This is a genomic window from uncultured Hymenobacter sp. (assembly GCF_964243305.1).
Lineage (GTDB): Bacteria > Bacteroidota > Bacteroidia > Cytophagales > Hymenobacteraceae > Hymenobacter.
This window is the reverse complement of record NZ_CAXTEF010000056.1, coordinates 1-17049: the sequence shown is the minus strand read 5'-3', so window position 1 is coordinate 17049 and position 17049 is coordinate 1. Positions and strand designations below refer to the sequence as shown.

At 59.9% G+C, this 17049-nt stretch carries 12 protein-coding genes and 1 pseudogene; 7 read left to right on the top strand and 6 right to left on the bottom strand.

The window, feature by feature from the left end; genetic code table 11:
- The 3 genes and pseudogenes from ACFE70_RS19160 to ACFE70_RS19150 form a co-directional block, all read right to left on the bottom strand.
- Nucleotides 1–213: pseudogene (locus tag ACFE70_RS19160) on the bottom strand (transposase); the annotation flags it as partial.
- Nucleotides 214–512: 299 nt separating this feature from the next.
- Nucleotides 513–1178, bottom strand: a complete 666-nt coding sequence (locus tag ACFE70_RS19155; RefSeq protein WP_375419395.1) for a DUF2461 domain-containing protein — start codon at nucleotides 1176–1178, stop codon at nucleotides 513–515.
- A 237-nt stretch (nucleotides 1179–1415) separates the two neighbouring features.
- Nucleotides 1416–2297 (bottom strand): carbohydrate-binding protein, encoded by an 882-nt coding sequence (locus ACFE70_RS19150; protein WP_375419394.1) that lies wholly within the window; start codon nucleotides 2295–2297, stop codon nucleotides 1416–1418.
- Between the two features lie 2475 nt (nucleotides 2298–4772).
- Here ACFE70_RS19150 and ACFE70_RS19145 point away from each other — a divergent pair.
- Both ACFE70_RS19145 and ACFE70_RS19140 read left to right on the top strand, forming a co-directional pair.
- Nucleotides 4773–4919: an IS1 family transposase gene (locus tag ACFE70_RS19145; protein WP_375419393.1), complete on the top strand. Its 147-nt coding sequence runs from the start codon at nucleotides 4773–4775 to the stop codon at nucleotides 4917–4919.
- 132 nt (nucleotides 4920–5051) lie between these two features.
- Nucleotides 5052–5453, top strand: coding sequence for an IS1 family transposase (locus ACFE70_RS19140; protein ID WP_375419392.1), 402 nt, complete (start codon nucleotides 5052–5054; stop codon nucleotides 5451–5453).
- 159 nt (nucleotides 5454–5612) lie between these two features.
- Here ACFE70_RS19140 and ACFE70_RS19135 read toward each other — a convergent pair whose 3' ends face one another.
- The gene (locus tag ACFE70_RS19135; RefSeq protein ID WP_375419391.1) at nucleotides 5613–6428 is read right to left on the bottom strand and encodes an MOSC domain-containing protein; all 816 of its coding nucleotides are present in this window, start codon (nucleotides 6426–6428) and stop codon (nucleotides 5613–5615) included.
- A 176-nt stretch (nucleotides 6429–6604) separates the two neighbouring features.
- Nucleotides 6605–8422, bottom strand: a complete 1818-nt coding sequence (locus tag ACFE70_RS19130; protein WP_375419390.1) for a S8 family peptidase — start codon at nucleotides 8420–8422, stop codon at nucleotides 6605–6607.
- 134 nt (nucleotides 8423–8556) lie between these two features.
- Here ACFE70_RS19130 and ACFE70_RS19125 point away from each other — a divergent pair, with 134 nt between their 5' ends.
- From ACFE70_RS19125 to ACFE70_RS19105, 5 genes are all read left to right on the top strand, one after another.
- Nucleotides 8557–11211, top strand: coding sequence for a PIG-L family deacetylase (locus ACFE70_RS19125; RefSeq protein WP_375419389.1), 2655 nt, complete (start codon nucleotides 8557–8559; stop codon nucleotides 11209–11211).
- 228 nt (nucleotides 11212–11439) lie between these two features.
- Nucleotides 11440–12816, top strand: a complete 1377-nt coding sequence (locus ACFE70_RS19120) for an aspartate kinase (RefSeq protein ID WP_375419388.1) — start codon at nucleotides 11440–11442, stop codon at nucleotides 12814–12816.
- 167 nt (nucleotides 12817–12983) lie between these two features.
- Nucleotides 12984–13868, top strand: a complete 885-nt coding sequence (locus tag ACFE70_RS19115) for a glycerophosphodiester phosphodiesterase (RefSeq protein ID WP_375419387.1) — start codon at nucleotides 12984–12986, stop codon at nucleotides 13866–13868.
- Between the two features lie 311 nt (nucleotides 13869–14179).
- Entirely contained in the window at nucleotides 14180–14398 is a 219-nt protein-coding gene (locus ACFE70_RS19110) for a hypothetical protein (protein WP_375419386.1), read from the top strand.
- Nucleotides 14395–15618, top strand: a complete 1224-nt coding sequence (locus tag ACFE70_RS19105; protein ID WP_375419385.1) for a CocE/NonD family hydrolase — start codon at nucleotides 14395–14397, stop codon at nucleotides 15616–15618. Before ACFE70_RS19110 ends, ACFE70_RS19105 begins: the two co-directional genes overlap by 4 nt.
- A gap of 106 nt (nucleotides 15619–15724) precedes the next feature.
- On the opposite strand, the gene ACFE70_RS19100 is transcribed toward ACFE70_RS19105, so the two are convergent.
- Entirely contained in the window at nucleotides 15725–16603 is an 879-nt protein-coding gene (locus ACFE70_RS19100; protein WP_375419384.1) for a DUF2911 domain-containing protein, read from the bottom strand.
- Between the last annotated feature and the right edge of the window lie 446 nt (nucleotides 16604–17049).

Sequence of the window (17049 nt, the reverse complement as noted above, 5' to 3'; positions counted from 1 at the left end):
TAACTTACTGACTCGTTTCTTTTTGTCCCGCTCCGATTCCCCAACACGCTCTAAGTGCTTAAGTCGGGTTAGCTCCGCCACGCTGGCCCCGGCATACTTGCTTTTCCAGGCATAAAATGTCGCCTCGCTCAAGCCGTGCTCGCGCACAATCTGGGCGACGGTCTGGCCACTGGCCTGTTGTTGTAAAATCGCCCCAATTTGGGCTTCGCTGAATCGTCCCTTTTTCGGCGGTCAGTCGTCAGGTAGTGAAAGTACGCCTTTCTCTACTCCAAACTGGCTTCCTATTTAGGGAAGCGTACACTACACCAATAGTAAACTAGTTCATAATAGTAAGTCGATAGTAGTCAAAATCTATTTGATTACTACTTCGGGGAAGCTACCGCTATACTATCAGCTGTCAGCAAACCCGACTGGTTCATGTCGGTATTGTCTTGATGAGCTGGTCTGTTTCAGTGCACCAGTTGGCGCGGCCCCGCCTGCTCGCGCTGCTCGCCGCGAAACGGAGTTTCGCGCTACAGTGCGGCGTTCAGAAACCGCACCAGCGGCGCGGCGGCCCGCATTCCGGCCACGGCTTGCGCCACGAAGTCGGGCCGGAGCACCTCGGCGTCGGCAAAGTGCCGGCTCACGGTGTAGCTTTTGAGTTGCAGCCAGGCCAGGTCCGGGTCGGTGGCGGCGTAGCCGCGGGGCGGGCGCGTGAGGCGCGGGCCACTCAGGTCAAGGCCGGTGGGGAAATGGCGCAGCAGCTCCGGCGCCTGCCGCAGCGTGTGAAAGGCGGCGCCATTGTAGTGGATTTCCTGCCGGATAGTGGCCAGCGCCGCTGGCATAGGCTGGAAGATGCCCGCCGCCAGCCGGCTCAGGCCGCCGGGCTGCACGCCCAGCCACCAGCCGGCCACGGGCGCGTGGCGCCCACCGGGCAGCAGGCCAGCGCCCATCCGCCGCTTGTAGGGCTCCGGGTCGCGCTGGCTGCGGTCGTTTTTGTGCAGCCGGTACATCGCCTGCGTGGGGGTGAGGCCCGCCAGCTCAGGTAGGGGTAGGGCTGCCTGATTCAGCACCTGCTGCACCAGCTCAGCCACGGCAGCGCGGGCCCGCAGGTAGTCGGGGCGGTACGCGGCCATCCAGGCGGTGGTGTTGTTGGCGGCCAGGCGGCGCAGGAAGTCGAGCGCGAAGGCCAATTCCATTCAGAGTAGGGTTGTGAGGTAGAAGATGGCGTAGCGCCAGCGGCGCGCCACGGGGTAGGTAAACTATAAACCTAGTAACTACGCCGCACGCACCCGCGGCGCCAGGTTCTGTTCCGGGACACTTTCTGAAAAATTGTCCTGTCAATTTATATTCTGTTTCGTGACGAAACACTCCTATACTCCAACAAAAAAGGCTACCTAATCAGGTAGCCTCTTTCGTTCCACCTCTAAGAAGCGCTACTTCATGAAGCGGCGCGTGGTCGTTTGGCCGCCTTTCGTTACTATCATCAGCATGTATACACCCGCGGGCAAGGCGGCCACATCCAAGGGCTCTTCCGTTAGCAAGCCGCTGGCCAGGAGCCTACCCCATCCGTTCAGGATGCGGTACTGGTCGCCGCGTAGTGGTGCTGCCGAAGTCAGGTAGAGCTTGTCGACTGCTGGGTTAGGATATACCTCCAGCAGGCCACTGGGTTGGTCCGGGCTGCCGGCAGCCAGTGCGCCGCGGGCGCTGGTGCTGCTCTTGCTGATGCGAATCCAGTTCAGGTTCCAGCCGGCGGTCTGGGCACGAATGCCGAAGGCGTAGGTATCGGCCGTCACGTTCACGGTCTGCGAAACCGTGCGCCAAGTCTGCCAGCCGCCGGTAGCGGGGATGGTCACGCTGCCCAGTTGCGTGCTGCCGTTCAAGTCCGCCGACAGCTTGCCGCCCTTGATGCTGGCCACCCGGTACTCAATCGTGTAGGCTCCTGAAGTGGGAAATTTGATGCTGTTATAGACCATGAAGTCGCCCGCACTAATGTTGCCCACATCCTGCCCGCCACCGGTGTCGCTGGTTGCTTCCACCCGCACGCCCTGCATGGCGCTGTAGGCTTCGGCCTGAATGAGAGTCGAGAAGGCTGCCCCAGCGGCCCGCACTTTCAACGAGGACACCCGGTCGTTCCAGCCACTAGCCACCAAGCAGTCGGTGTTGGCGTTGATGAGAATGGAAGCCCCCGTGAAGTTGTCGCCATCAAAGAGCTGTACTTCGTAGCCGTTGCTCACTTCGATTGACGAGACGTCGTTGTTAACAATGTAGCGGCCCTCCAACTGCTGCGTGGTGTACTCGCCCACTTCCAGCGGCACCCTCAGTTCCCCATAGGCACAGTCCCGGTAGAAGGTCGCCACGCTGCTTGGATTTGCGCCGGAGCCTTGGCTTTTACCGCTAAGTACTTTTACACCTGAGTTATTTGGGTCAAGCCAAGGCTTTAGTTGCTTATCAGCAGTTGTTCCATTAGAAATCCAGCTGTATGAAACTTTTCCATAGCTATCCCACGCATCCTCCGCCAGAGCGCCGCACCTGGAAGCGCCTCCAGTCAAGTCGCCAACTACATTTCCGCTATTGTCAAAAATTGCGGAGCCTGAAGAGCCACCTTCCGTAATACTCCAATTCGTAACGGTGCGTACCCAATATACTTTCCAATGATGTCCTTCATCGTCAGCTAAGGGCGAAGTATAGGTAGAGATTTTCTTGATGTCTCCTCCGGGATGATGAATACCTACTCCACTAGGGCTAGCAGTACCAGTAGCATTCCAACCTGCGTAGTACACGTTATAGCTGGAAGGGATAGGGCTGACAAATTCTAACAACTGAAAATCAGACCCTCCGTCCCCTGACCTAGCGCGTTGGACTGAACCAGTAACTGTTTGAGAGACGGGTTCTGAGGATGGATTAGCGCAGCTTTGAGATTCGTAGTTAAAGTAAAAAACCCACTGGCTGAAATCAGATGCTGAAGCATCACCCCCACAATGGTCAGCTGTTAGAAAATAAGGTTTATCATTCTGAGCAGTATTGTTTAATACTGTCCCTGTGCATAGGAATTGGCCATCTCCTGCCCTTAAGAGGATTTTTGCAACCGCTTTTTTCTGACTTTGCCAACTGGCTCCTTCGGGACAATTTGTATTCACATTACAACTTTCTGATTCGTTGATCTTAGTGGACCTAATAAACGAGGGTGCATCAAACACATGGGTAATACCGCTTATGGTAAACGTGCCCTGACCTTTTGCCTGCGCAGGTTCATAGTACTCTACGATGCAAGTAGGTGAGTACACAATCTCTGTTGCGAATAATCCATGAGATTGGTTGTTTTTAGCTGTGTACCCCCCGATTACGTACTTTTTATCGGGATTATACACGTAAAGCCGTGCGCCTTCCGGAAGATGAAAGTTCTTGAAGTACAAAGATGTGCCTACTGCACCCGGGACATCAATTTTCAAACGCCATACCTTGTCACCGTTTGGCAAGACCGACCAAGTGCCCGAGTTGGTCAAAGAATAGTTCGCGGGCAAAATCTTACCGGATTGGATGGGCTCCCCACGCCTTTTGCGCTCAACGTTTGCTGACTTTAACAGAGGTGCATCTAGCGTAGCGGTAACCTTTGTATCGACAGTCCCTGCCAGCGCGTTGTCAAAACTATACGGTCTGCCCCCGACATTTTCCTGGGCTTTGGATGCAAACGCTCCCATAAGGCAGCCTATCAAGAGCAATGTTTGTTTGAGTACTTTCATGGCTTCGAGGGTTGGGATTAAGTGGTGAAATTAGTGGACTACAGAAATCGAAGTAGTTTGCGCAACGGGCTCGGTTGAAATAAACTTTTTCGAAGAGCAGGCCTTCTCAGTAGAGAAGCGCTTAAAGATTAGACTTATTCCTAAATTAAGAAAATCAAGAAAAGACGGTGGTCCTGCGGAGCTTGTCGAAGCATCTCTGCCGAACGACACCCGAACGAAGCGGCAGAGATGCTTCGATAAGCTCCGCAGGACGTTCTATTAACTTTTTGCTAATTCAGGAACAAGTCTATTAGCTTGTGAGAACCGACCGCCACTCAGCAGCGCGAAGTCAGCTAAAGCTGCCTGGTTATCTGGTTATACTGAATAGCGCCCGAACCCTAGAAAGCCTTTCGGTAATGGTTCACGAATGGACGCAATCAGTGCCGTAGCCTCATTCCACTCGCGGGGTGAAATGCTAGACCTGACCGTCTAGATAGACCGATGCGGGAAATTCGCGCTGCGGGGTAAGCACGCAGGCAGTTTGACGCCGGTATGTATGGCCAGCCAGCCTGCACGGGCACAGTGAGCAGGTTCATTAAGTTGCTCTGCGCGTCGCACACGTGCACCGTGGCCTACTACGTTTCTGTTGTCCCCAGTTCCAGTGTGGCCTCGCTGTAGTTGGGTTTGAAAAAGAAGCTTAAGCTTGCTGGATTGCTGGAAAGTGGAGAAGAGCCAGTTGCAAAAGCGATGAAGGTTTAAGCTGTTTCATAAGCCTGGGTTTTTAAAGGTGGTCGTTAAATAGTGACTTACCGAAATTAAATGAACCCATGCGCCAAGCGCTGCCAAAGTAGATTAGTATTATCTAACCTATTTGCTTAGAAATAATAATTATGCTGCAATAGTTTAACATACTAATGTTTTACAAGCAGGTATGTTATTAGCACAACCAGGAGCCTAAAGGTAGGAGTTTTTAGCCCTTTAGTGCACTTAGTACTAAACATTTAGAACGTTTTCACCAAATTTTATACAATGGCAGTGGTCTTATAAGGCATGAGAATGATATCCTGACTTATGGTTTATACTCAGCATTTCTGCGCCAAGTGCGGCAGCGACCAGATTTGGCGCAACGGCACCCGTAATGGACATGCCCGGTATCGGTGCGAGGCTTGTCGGCACCAAGCCCGGTTCGTGCCCGCGGCCCTGGCCAAAGCGGTGTAATACGCGCAGGTAGACCAGCTGCTGGTCGAGTGCAACTCCCAGTGCGGCATCGTGCGGGCCACGGGCGTCTCGCGCATGACCATCGCCCGGCGGCTAAAAGAAGCGCAGACGGCCTCCCCACTGCCGCCCCGGTTGCGGCCAAAAAAAGGACTGCGCAAGCGCTGGCCCGCCTTGGAACTGGATGAGATGTGGATGTATGCCGGCACCAAAAAGCGCAAAGTGTGGCTGTGGCTGGCCGTCGAGCGGGCCAGCCGGCGCATTGCGGCCTGGGTGCCGGGCGACTGTGGGCCGCACTGCGGCGGCGCTACCGGCGGCACTGCTGGTATTTTATCGACCTGTGGGAAAGCTTACGTGGGCGTTTTGCCCCGCTGGCAGTACCGGCGCAGCCCCAAAGGCGGCGGCACCAGCATTGTGGAAGCGCTCAACTGCGCCTTGCGCCAGCACTGCGGTATGCTGGTACGCAAGTCCTGCTCGTTCAGTAAAAATCGGCTGATGCACACGGCTCGCATTAAAATAATGATTAAAAAATTATAATATGAGCATCATTCTAAAATAGACCGCCGCCAACACGATTTAATGTAAACGTAAATTTTATCGCTGCGCCCCGCGGGGACTGTACAGCTGGTGCAGTAGGCGCCTGACCATTAAAATGCCGCAAGAAATGTCAACAGCGTAGCACCGTGCTGCGCGCTCTTACCTGCGGCTCAGCACCGTCACCGTATCGCCCACGCGCAAAACCCCGTGGCCGGGACCCGTCACGTACTGTCCGAAAATAATGCCTCGCTCCCGGCGCCGGTAGGTGCCCAGGGTGCGCAGCGGCTCCTGGTCCGGGCTTATGGCGGCGGTTTGCTGGTCGATGGTCGTGACTTTGCAGCGCCCGCAGTCGCGCACGGCGCGGAAGGGCAGGCCACCGATTTGCAGCTCGTGCCAGCCGTCTTCCTCCTCGGCGGCGGCCTCGCTCACCACCAGGTTGGCCCGGAACCGGTCCATGCCGACGGGCTCGGCCAGGCGCGCATTTAGCTCCGCGAGCGAGGCCTGGCTGGTGAGCAAAAACGGGTAGCCGTCGGCGAAGCTGGCGAGCTGGCCTTCGGGATTCAAGTCGGGCTCTACCTCGCGGCGCACCATGTCGGACATGTAGACCAGGTGCACGGGCTGGCTCAGGGCCGCGCTCAGCCACTCGTCGGCCGCCTTGCTGCCGCGCCAGGCCCACACCATATCGTCCCAAATCGTGACAAACGCCGTGCGCTTGGCCGAGGCCTCAAACGGAAGGTAGAGGGGCAGCAGCTCCGGCCGCCGCCGGTGGGTGAGCAGGAAGCCATTGTGGGCCGGGGCCACGGCCAGCAGCGCCATATCGGGGGTTTTGCGCTGGGTCAGGAAGCGGTTATTTTCATCGACCAACAGCCAGCGGCGGTCGTGGCGCAGGCCGCGGCTCGTGATTTCGGCCTCCGTTACGCGAAACCCGCCCAGGCCTTTGATGGGGTAGACGTAGAGGTCGGTCAGGGTTGGCATCGGGGGAGGGGGGTAGGGAATGGCAAAAGTAAAGGCCAAAAAAGAACGTCATGCTGAGCCCTGCGAAGCATCTCGCCAGCGGCACTAATTCAATCGTTGTTAGCCAATTGATTAGTCAGCGGTAGAGATGCTTCGCGGGGCGCAGCATGACGTTTTGGTTGCGCTCAGAAAATAACTTACAGCTTCTTGGCCGCCTCTTCCTTCAGGGCCAGCTGCACGGCCTGGTAGAGGTTAATCACGCCGCCGGTGCTGGAGAGCGTGGCGAAATCCACTTTTTTATCGGAGCCCGGCAGACGCACCAGCGTGTGGTGCACCACCACACTCTGCATCAGAATGCGCTTGACATCGGCCGCCGAGAGCTTGGGGAAGTAGGAGCGCAGCACCGCCGCCGCGCCCGCCGTGACGGGCGCCGCCATGCTCGTGCCGCTCAGGTTGCCGAACTGCGAGCCTGGCAGCGTGGCCAGAATCCCTACCCCCGGCGCAAACACATTAACCGACTTGCGGCCGTAGTTGCTGAAGTCGGCCACCAGGCGCTCGTCGTCTTTCGGGCCCGAGGCGCCCACAGTGAGCAGGTTGGCCGGCTCCTGGCCGTTGAGGTAGGTGGCGGCGGGGTAGTGAGGCGTGGTTTCGAGGTTGTCGTTTTCGTTGCCGGCGGCGTGCACCAGCAGCACATTCTTGCTGGCCGCGTACTTGTATGCCGCTTCCACGGCCGGGCGCTGGGGCGAAAATTCCTTGCCAAAGCTCATGTTGATGACACTCGCGCCGTTGTCGACGGCGTAGCGGATGGCGTTGGCCACGTCCTTGTCGCGCTCATCGCCGTCGGGCACAGCGCGCACGCTCATGATGCGCACGGCCGGGCCGGCCACGCCCTCGATGCCAAGCTTGTTGAGGCGGTTGGCGGCGATGATGCCGGCCACGTGGGTGCCGTGCATGGCGTCGGGACCAGTCACGTCGGCGTTGCCGTAGGCGCGGTCGTTGGTGTTCTCAGGGTTGTCGCCGATGATGTCGGCGCGCGGGTTGAAGGCCGGGTTGAGGCCGTCGGTGAGCTGGGTGTTCTGCGAGTTCAGGCCATCTTTCAGCTCCTTGAGCAGCTCATCGGTGTCGGCGGCGCCGGTTTGCCGCAGCATTTGGAGCATAGCCTGGCTGGCCTGGCCCATGCGCGGGTCGGCGCCGGCCGTGGTGCCGGCCTGCTTGAGCGTTACAGTATCGAGGCGCTCGACTTTCAGAGCCGCTTTCAGGGCGGTGGTCATCTGCTCGAAGGGGCCGGCCATCTGCTCCATTTGCTGCACCTGGCCGGTCAGCTCGCTGCGTTTGGCCTGGTAGCTCTTGTTGGCTTTGGTGTAGAGGTCGAAGTTAGCGCGCTCGGCCGCCGGCACCTGGGTGCGGGTTTTGCCCTTGAAGCGGGGCTCAAATTTGCCCACGATGCGCGTCACTTCCAGCGTCTCTGAGTTCACGTTGCGGCCATCCTTGCCGCCCAGGAAGTTCCAGCCGTGCACGTCATCGGCGTAGCCGTTCTGGTCGTCGTCAATCTTATTGCCCGGAATCTCCTTGGTATTCGTCCAGAGCACCGACTTCAAGTCGACGTGCGCCGTGTCGATGCCGGAGTCAATCACGGCCACGACCACCGGCGCGGGCGCGCGGCCCTTCAGCAGCTCGGCGTAAGTGCGCGTGACCGAGATGCCCGGCGCCTGGTCCTGCTGCGGGTCTTTCAAATACCACTGCGCCGCGCTCTGGTCGGCAATGGGTTTGGGCGCGGCGGGGGGGGTAGGGACTGGCGCCGCCGGCGCCGTGGTGGTCGTAGTAGGAGCGGCGCCGATGGTAGCGGCGGTGCTGGCCTGGGGCCGGCGCGCGCAGGCCGAAAACAGCGAGGCGGCCAGCAGCAGCGCCACGGGAACGCGGGTGGTAGTAGAACGCGGGATACTCAGGTTCATGCGAAAGAAGGGGGGTAGGGAAAGGCAGTGCCGGATGCGGGCGGGTTCGCAAAGGAACAGCAATCCGGGGAAATGAAGTTCGAGTGCGGAATCATTCAACTTCGCGCCGCCTGAACGTTACTGGCTGCTGGCGCGGAGCAGCACCCCGCGCCAGCAGACAACCTTAACTTCACGTCCCCAAACCGGTTGCCTCCCTCATGCGCCTACCCCCCCTTCGCTCCGCCCTCCGTCTCGCCTTATTACTGTTCACTGTTAACGGTTCCCTGTTAACTGAAACCAACGCCCAGGCGCCCAAAACCTACACCTCCTCCGAAATCCTGCTCGGCCTCAAGAAGCTCAACGTGCTCGGCTCGGTGCTCTACATCGCCGCCCACCCCGACGATGAAAACACCCGCCTGCTGGCCTACCTGGCCAACGAGCGCCTGCTTGAAACCGGCTACCTGAGCTGCACCCGCGGCGACGGCGGCCAGAACCTCATCGGCCCGGAGCTGGGCGCGGGCCTGGGCGTCATCCGCACCCAGGAGCTGCTCGCGGCGCGGCGCATCGATGGCGCCCGGCAGTTTTTCACCCGCGCCAACGACTTTGGCTTCTCCAAAACCGCCCAAGAAACCTTCACCATCTGGGACCGTGAGCAGGTGCTCTCCGACATGGTGTGGGTCATCCGCCAGCGCCGGCCCGACGTGCTCATCACCCGCTTTCCGCCCGATGCCCGCGCCGGCCACGGCCACCACACCGCCAGCGCCATGCTGGCCATCGATGCCTTTGCGGCTGCCGGCGACGCCAAGCGCTTCCCCGAACAATTAAAGTACGTGCAGCCCTGGCAGCCCCGGCGCCTGCTCTGGAATACGGGCAGCTTTTTCGTCAAGCCCGGCGAGGATTTGAGCAAGCTCCTGAAGCTCGACGCGGGCGGCTACAACCCGCTGCTAGGCCAGAGCTACGGCGAAATCGCGGCCCGCTCCCGCTCGCAACACCGCTCGCAGGGCTTCGGCTCGGCCGCCACGCGCGGCGAGGCGCTGGAGTATTTCCAGCCCCTGCGCGAGGGCGACACCGTGCCCAAAGAGCTATTCGAGGGCGTGGACCTGACCTGGAAGCGTGGCAACTGGACAGACGCAGACAAAGTCAGCGTGTTGCTCGAAGAAATAATTCGGCAATATGACCCCAGCAACCCAGCGGGAAGCGTACCGAAACTATTAAAGCTCCGCGCAACGATGAGCGATGTGGCAAGTTCGACGCACGTCACGCTTCAGCCAAAGGAAAGGGAAAACGACAGACACTTTTGGCTCGCTGAAAAGCGAGAGGAACTTGATGCTCTTATTTATGCCTGCTTAGGTATAACTATTACCGCCTCAACCGAAAGCTCAGCCGCAGCTTTAGAGGATACTATTGACATCAGAGTTGAGGCTATTAATCGTTCACCTGTATTAGTAAAACTAACACAGTTCCGCATCGCTACGGCTGAATACGATTTACCTAATTCTGGAATCGATAAGACAGAAAACAAAAGCGCAGTTTCCAATAGAATCTTAGTTGAGCAATTCAAATTTCCAGTGCTGTCTAAAGAGCGAGTGTCCCAGCCTTATTGGCTGCGTGAACAAGGCACTGTAGGTATGTATAAAATACCAGCGGTAGTGCAGTCAGTCATTTACCAACATTGGGGAGAAGAGGAGTATCAAATAACTGGTCAGCAGATAGTGGGTAATCCTGAAAATCCTTCATTTGCCATTGTTTCGGGTGAGTTTGACGTTGCAGGAATTAAGATGGAAGGCTCAAACTTTTCCGTTCCCGTCCAATACAAGCACACTGACCCGGTGCTGGGCGAAATCTACCAGCCGCTGGCCGTGGTGCCGCCCGTGGCCGTGAACCTGCCCGCCGCCCGCGCCTACGTCTTCGCCGACCAGCAGCCCAAGACCATTCCAGTCACGCTGCGGGCCGGCCGCGCCGGGGTAGCCGGCAGCCTGGCCCTGCTCGCGCCGAAAGGCTGGGAAATTAGCCCCGCCAGCGCGCCCTTCACTCTCAAAAGCAAGGACGAAGAGCAAACCCTGAACTTCCAGCTGCGCCCCGGCCCCGGCGCGCCCGCTGGCCGCGCCGAGCTGCAAGCCACCGCTACCGTGGAGGGCCAGGCCTATACCCGCGGCATCCAGACCATCGCCTACCCCCACATCCCCACTCAAACCCTATTTCCCCAAGCTGCCGCACCCCTGGTGAAGCTCAACGTGGCGCGCGGCAAAACCCAGCAAGTGGGCTACCTCATGGGCGCCGGCGACGAGGTGCCCGAAGCCCTGCGCCAGCTCGGCTACACCGTCACGCTGCTCGACCCCAACACCGACCTCACCCTGGACCGCCTGCGCCGCTTCGATGCCGTCGTGCTCGGCATCCGGGCCTACAACACCGTCGAGCAGCTCAAAACCCGGCAGCCGGAGCTGCTGCGCTACGTCGAGGCTGGTGGCAACCTCGTGGTGCAGTACGTGGTGAACCGCGGCACCGTGCTGCCCCAAATCGGCCCCTACCCCCTCACCCTGAGCAGTGACCGCGTAACCGTGGAATCGGCGCCCATCACGCTGCTGGCCCCGCAGCACCCGCTGCTGAATTCGCCCAACAAAATCACGGCCGCTGATTTTCAGGGCTGGGTGCAGGAGCAGGGCCTGTATTATCCGTCGCAGTGGGACCCGAAATACACGCCCGTCATCGCCAGCAACGACCCCGGCGAAACCGCCAAGCAAAGCGCCATCCTGGTCGCCGACTACGGCAAGGGCCACTACCTCTACACCGGCCTGAGCCTGTTTCGGGAGCTGCCAGCCGGCGTACCAGGCGCCTACCGGATTTTGGCGAATCTGGTGTCGTATGGGAAGTAGGCCACACATTTAATCTGTGCTATCCTTATCGCCTGGCCCTCTCCGTGGCAACCCCACCCCCTAGCCCCCTCCCCGATGGGGAGGGGGACTAGCTTTTAATTCTAGTCTCAAGCAATTGAGTTAAAAACTAAAACTAGAACTAGTCCCCCTCCCCATCGGGGAGGGGGCTAGGGGGTGGGGTTGCCACGGAGAGGGCCAGGTAGGGCGACTAAACCATCATACTATTCCGTGCTCACAGTAGAAAAAATCGGCGGCACCTCCATGACCGCCTTCGCCGACGTGCTCCAAAACATCATCTTCCACGGCCGGCAGGGCGCGCAGCTTTACAACCGCATCTTCGTGGTGTCGGCCTACGCGGGCGTCACGAACTGGCTGCTGGAAAACAAGAAAACCGGCGCGCCCGGCGTGTATCACCACATTGCCCGGCACCAAGCGTTTCGGCCCGCGCTGCAAGACGTGGCCGCCAAGCTTCAGGAGCTGAACCAGCACTACGAGCCGCTGGGCCTGGATGTGGCCGTGGCCGATGCTTTCATCCGGCAGCGCATCGCCCTGGCTCAAACCTACCTCGACAGCCTGACCAGCGTGCTGGCCTCGGGCTACGTGAATTCGGCCAATATCCTGCAAGCGGCGCGCGAAATCCTGGCCTCCATCGGCGAGGCGCACTCGGCGTTCAACTCCGTGAATATCCTGCAAAACCGGGGGGTAGGGGCCACGCTCATCGACCTGAGCGGCTTCGATGACGCGCAGGCGCTGACCATTGATGAGCGCATCGGGCAGGCTTTCGCCCATGCTGATTTTGCCCAGACTATCTGCGTCGCGACGGGCTACTGCAAGGGCACCGAGGGCATCATGCGCGAGTTTGACCGCGGCTATTCGGAAGTCACGTTCAGCAAGATAGCCGTGGCCGTGCGGCCCCAGGAAGCCATTATTCACAAGGAATATCACCTCTGCTCGGCCGACCCCGCGCTGGTGGGGGTAGGGAATTGCCGGCCCGTGGGCTTCACCAACTACGACGTGGCCGACCAGCTCGCCGACGTGGGCATGGAAGCCATTCACCCCAAAGCCTCCAAGCCGCTCGAACTCCACGCCATCGACCTGCGCATCAAAAACACGTTCGAGCCCGACCACCCCGGCACGCTCATCACCCGCGACTTCATCAGTCCCGACAAGCACATTGAGGTCATCACCGGCACCGACAACGTCGTGCTCATCGACATCTTCGACCCGCTCATGGTCGGCACCGCCGGCTTCGACCTGGTCCTGATGCAGACCTTTTTCGACCAAGGCGTGAGTTACATTTTCAAGGCCACGAGCGCCAACAGCATCACGCTGCTCATCTGGCAGCGCGACCTGCAACCAGCGCTGGTCGCCGCGCTCGAAGCCAGGTATGAAAAGGTGCGCATCGAAGACGCCGCCCTGGTCTGTCTCATCGGCTCCAACATGGACCAGCCCGGCCTGCTGGCCCGTGCCGCCACGGCCCTCGCCGAAGCCGGCATCAACATCCGCAGCGCCGGCTTCGCTCTGCGCCAGGTCAACATCCAGTTTATCGTCGGCCGCGCCGAGTACCAGCCCGCCATCGTGGCCCTGAATCAGGCCGTGGGGTAGGGAGGGGGTAGGAAGTTAAAAGTTAAAAGGGTGTCTGGGTTTTAACTTTTAACTCTTCACTTTTAACTCGCTTTCAGGTCCTTTCGCGCTCTGCGTACCTCTGCGCCTTTCTCCGCGCACCTCTGCGGTAACTTCCCGAACAAGGCGCCCGATAACTTCCCACAACCATGAAAAGACGCTTCCTGCTGTTGGCCCTGGCCGGGGGGGTAGGGCTGGCCGCCGCCCTAGCCGGCTGCGCCGACCCCGCGCCCAAGCTGCCCAATCTGCTGATTCTCGGCCACGCCGGCTCTGGGTTTTTCACGCCCATCAGCCCGTTCAACTACCGCCCGCCCAGCTCCTGGCTCGGCATCGAAAACGCCCTCAACCGTGGCGCCGACGGCGTGGAAATCGACCTCCAGCTCAGCCAGGATAGCATCCCCGTGCTCTACCACGACCCGAAGCTGGAAAACATGAGCACCGGCCAGGGCTGCGTGAGCCAACTCCCGGCCGCCGCCCTCACCGGGCTGCGCTACCGCGGCGGCCCGCCTTACGACTGGCTGCAACACGAGCAGCCCATCACGTTCGATACGCTGCTCGCCCGCCTCAGCCGCCGCCCGCGCTTCCCGCGCCTGCACCTGGATTTGCACGAGTACGACCTCTGCCAGCCCGCCGGCCACGCGCTGGACCGCTCGCCCGCGCTGCTGCGCCAGCTCGCCCGCCGCCTCGCCCGCTACCACGTGCCGCCCCAAAACGTGCTGCTCATCACCACGAACCGGAGCACCGTGCAGTACGCCCGCGTGGCCCTGCCGCAGGTGCCTGTCGGCCTCGAAATTACCACCGATGACTTTGCCGGCGGCCTGCGCACCGCCCAGGCCGAAAACGTGGGCACGCTGGTACTCAGCAGCAAGCGCGTCACGCCCGCCCAGACGGCGCAGGCCCACGCCGCCGGCCTGCGCGTGGTTGTGTTCGGCGGCCGCTCGGCTGGCAGCATCAAGCGAATACTGGCTTCCCAGCCCGATGAGATAGAGGTGGATAATGTGGCCAAGCTGCTGGACATGCAGGGCCGACGGTAGGGCGCGGGACGTCAGGCAACGCCAGAACGAGGTAGAGACACAATATTTTGTGTCTCCTCGCAGGGCGAGGGGGAGCAGTATTCAAGCAAAAAGCAGGGGGTAGAAAAACCCCTGTCAGTCAAGATTACCTTACCCCCCGCCACGCAAGGAGACACAAAATATTGTATCTCTACTATCATCGTCGGCCGCCTCGTGGCCCGGACCGCCACCAGGAGACACAAAACATTGTGTCTCTACACCCCTAATGCTCGCCAAACTGCCTGACTGCCATCTATATTCGCCGAAAGCCCCTGGCACTTTTCCCTCAGTAAATGAGATTATCCCTACCCCTGCTCACGCTGCTAACCGTCGCCGCGGCGGGGGCCCACGCCCAAACGCCCCCACTTCCCCCCGACACCCTGCACGTGAGCGAAGCCGCGGCGCGGGTTCAATTTTTGGCCGACACGCTCTACGCCCGCGCGCACTACAACAAGCTGGAACCCTCGGCCAGCCCCGGCCGCAGCTCACGGCGAAGTGGAACGAATTCTTGAAAATTCCCGGCAACGACGCCTACCCCTTCTACCAGCGCCTGGGCTCGCTGAAAAACGTCAACGCCCAGCTCTTCCACGGCCAAGTCAAGCACTGGAACGACTTGGTGGCGCACCCCAACTACGATGAATTCTGGCAGGCCCGCAACCCGCGCCCGCACCTGCACGACCTGAAAGCGGCGGTGCTCACCGTAGGCGGCTTCAACGACGCCGAGGACCTGTTCGGCGCCCTGCACACCTACGCGGCCATCGAGCAGCAAAACCCCGGCCTGCCCAACCGCCTCGTGATGGGCCCCTGGGTGCACGGCGGCTGGGCGGGCGGTACCGGGGAGATGGTCGGTAACGTGGTCTACACTCCCTCGCCCTCGCGCTGGTACCAGCAATACGTGGAGGCGCCCTTTTTCAAGGCGTATCTGAAAGACGCCCGGCCCACGGCCGCCGCCCAGCTGCCCGAGGCCATTGTGTTTGAATCAGGCACCAACCAGTGGCGCACTTTCGATACCTGGCCGCCCAAAGCCGCGCAGGACCGCACGCTCTACTCCCAGCCCAGCGGCAAAATCTCGTTTGAAAAGCCTACCCCCACTGCTGGCGCCAGCCCAAGCGCCAGCGCCGAGTTCGACCAGTTTCTGAGCGACCCGGCCCACCCCGTGCCCTACACCGAAGCCACCGCGCCGGCCATGACCCGCGAGTACATGACCGACGACCAGCGCTTCGCCAGCCGCCGCCCCGACGTGCTCACCTACCAAACCGACGTGCTCACCCAGCCGCTCACCCTGGCCGGCCCCATCCAGGCGCTGCTCGAAGTCGCCACCACTGGCACCGACGCCGACTGGGTCGTGAAAATCATTGACGTCTACCCCGACAACACGCCCGACGACCCCCGCACCGCGCCCGGCGTGCACCTGGGCGGCTACCAGCAAATGGTACGTTCCGAAGTCATGCGCGGCGGTTTCCGCGAAAGCTTCAGCCAGCCCAAGCCCTTCGTCGCCGGTCAGGTAACGCCCGTACCCTTCACTGTGCAGGACCTCATGCACACCTTCCGCCCCGGTTACCGCCTCATGGTGCAGGTCCAGAGCACCTGGTTTCCCCTGGTTGACCGCAATCCTCAGAAGTACATCGATAATATCTTCCAAGCCGACGAAGCTGACTTTCAGCTCGCCACGCACCGGCTGTATCACTCGCCGACACACGCCTCGCAGTTGACGGTGAAGGTGTTGCCGTGAAGAGAGTTAAAAGGGAAGAGTTAAAAGGTAAAATCCCTACCCCCCTCAACCGGCTTCAAGCCAGATGAGGGGGTAGGGATTTTACCTTTTAACTCTTCACTCAAATCTACTTTCCGGCTTTCTTCGCCGAAGCCAGCAGCTCATCGTTCATCTTCACGTAGTCCATATTGGGCGGCGTGGCGGCCAGGGCGGCTTTCTTCGAGGCCTCGGCGGCCTTGGCGGCGCCGGCATAGTCTTTCATTTGAAGGCGCAGCTTGGCTTCGGAGTGCAGGTTCCAGAACTTGGGGTCGGTGGCGTTGGCCTTCTCCATCCAGGCCACGGCCTGCTTCATGTCCTTGCCGTTGTCGGTGTAGTAGACGGCTGCCGCAGCCAGGTCGCCGGGAGCGGGGCTGGCGTTTTTGGTGATTTTCTCGTCAATCTGAGCCAGCACCTTGCTGTCCACGTCGGCCGTGATTTTGAACTTGGCGCCGGTGCTTTGCCAGAGCATCACCACGTTGGCCGTGGCGGGCGTCAGGTCGGCGAAGTTGATGCTGAACGTCTCCACCTTGTCGCCCACGGCATAGGGCTTGACCGTGAAGCGGGCCACATCGTCGGTATCCTTGAAACCGGCCACGTCGGCGCCCTGCTTGAGGCTTTTGTTGAGCACCACGGTCCACTCGGCTTTGCCGGGGATGGTGTAGATGCCGTACTCGCCGGCCGGTACCTTCTTGCCTTCCACCGTCACGTCGTCGGCGAATTTGATACTGGTTGTGGCATTGGCGCCGGTGCGCCAGCGCTCCCCAAGCGGTGCCAGCGGCGTCTTCTCGCCAAAAGCAGCGCGCCCCTTCAGGCTGGGCCGCGAGTAGGTGATGGTGACGTCGGTCAGGCCCACGCGCTGCGTGACGGTGCTCTTGGGGCTGGCCTGGGGGGTAGCAATCTGGGCCAGCGTGGCCAGCGGCGCGGCCAGCAGCATCGTGACGGCGGCAATCGGGAAAAAGCTTTTCATTAATTTACGAGGAGTGAAGTGGGTTTTGTGGGGCTAAAAGTACGAAACCCGCGCTGTAGGCGCGGGTTTCGGGGAAAAGGGTAGTCAGCAGTAGATTAATCTATAGCCTGGGTTAGCAAACTGAAGCGATTGATGTTTTGAGCCTGTAGAGCATCTGTTAAACCAAAGAATTGGCGCGAACTTACCCTATCCTCAACTTTTAAATAGCACCGGACATATTGTACCCCAGTCATGGCATTAACAAGCTTACGGGCCGCGGCTACGCACTCGGCTGCTTGTGTAGCACTAAGCGGCACGATTGCCTGTGTAACAGTAGCGTCAGTAGCGAAGCTCGCCGCGAATAGTATCTCGGGTAGCTGCCGTATATCGGCTGCTAGTGATGGCAGCTATTCTAAGAGCGTGTTGGGGATTTAGTTGGGGCATAACCGATTGAGGCACAGAGTGGA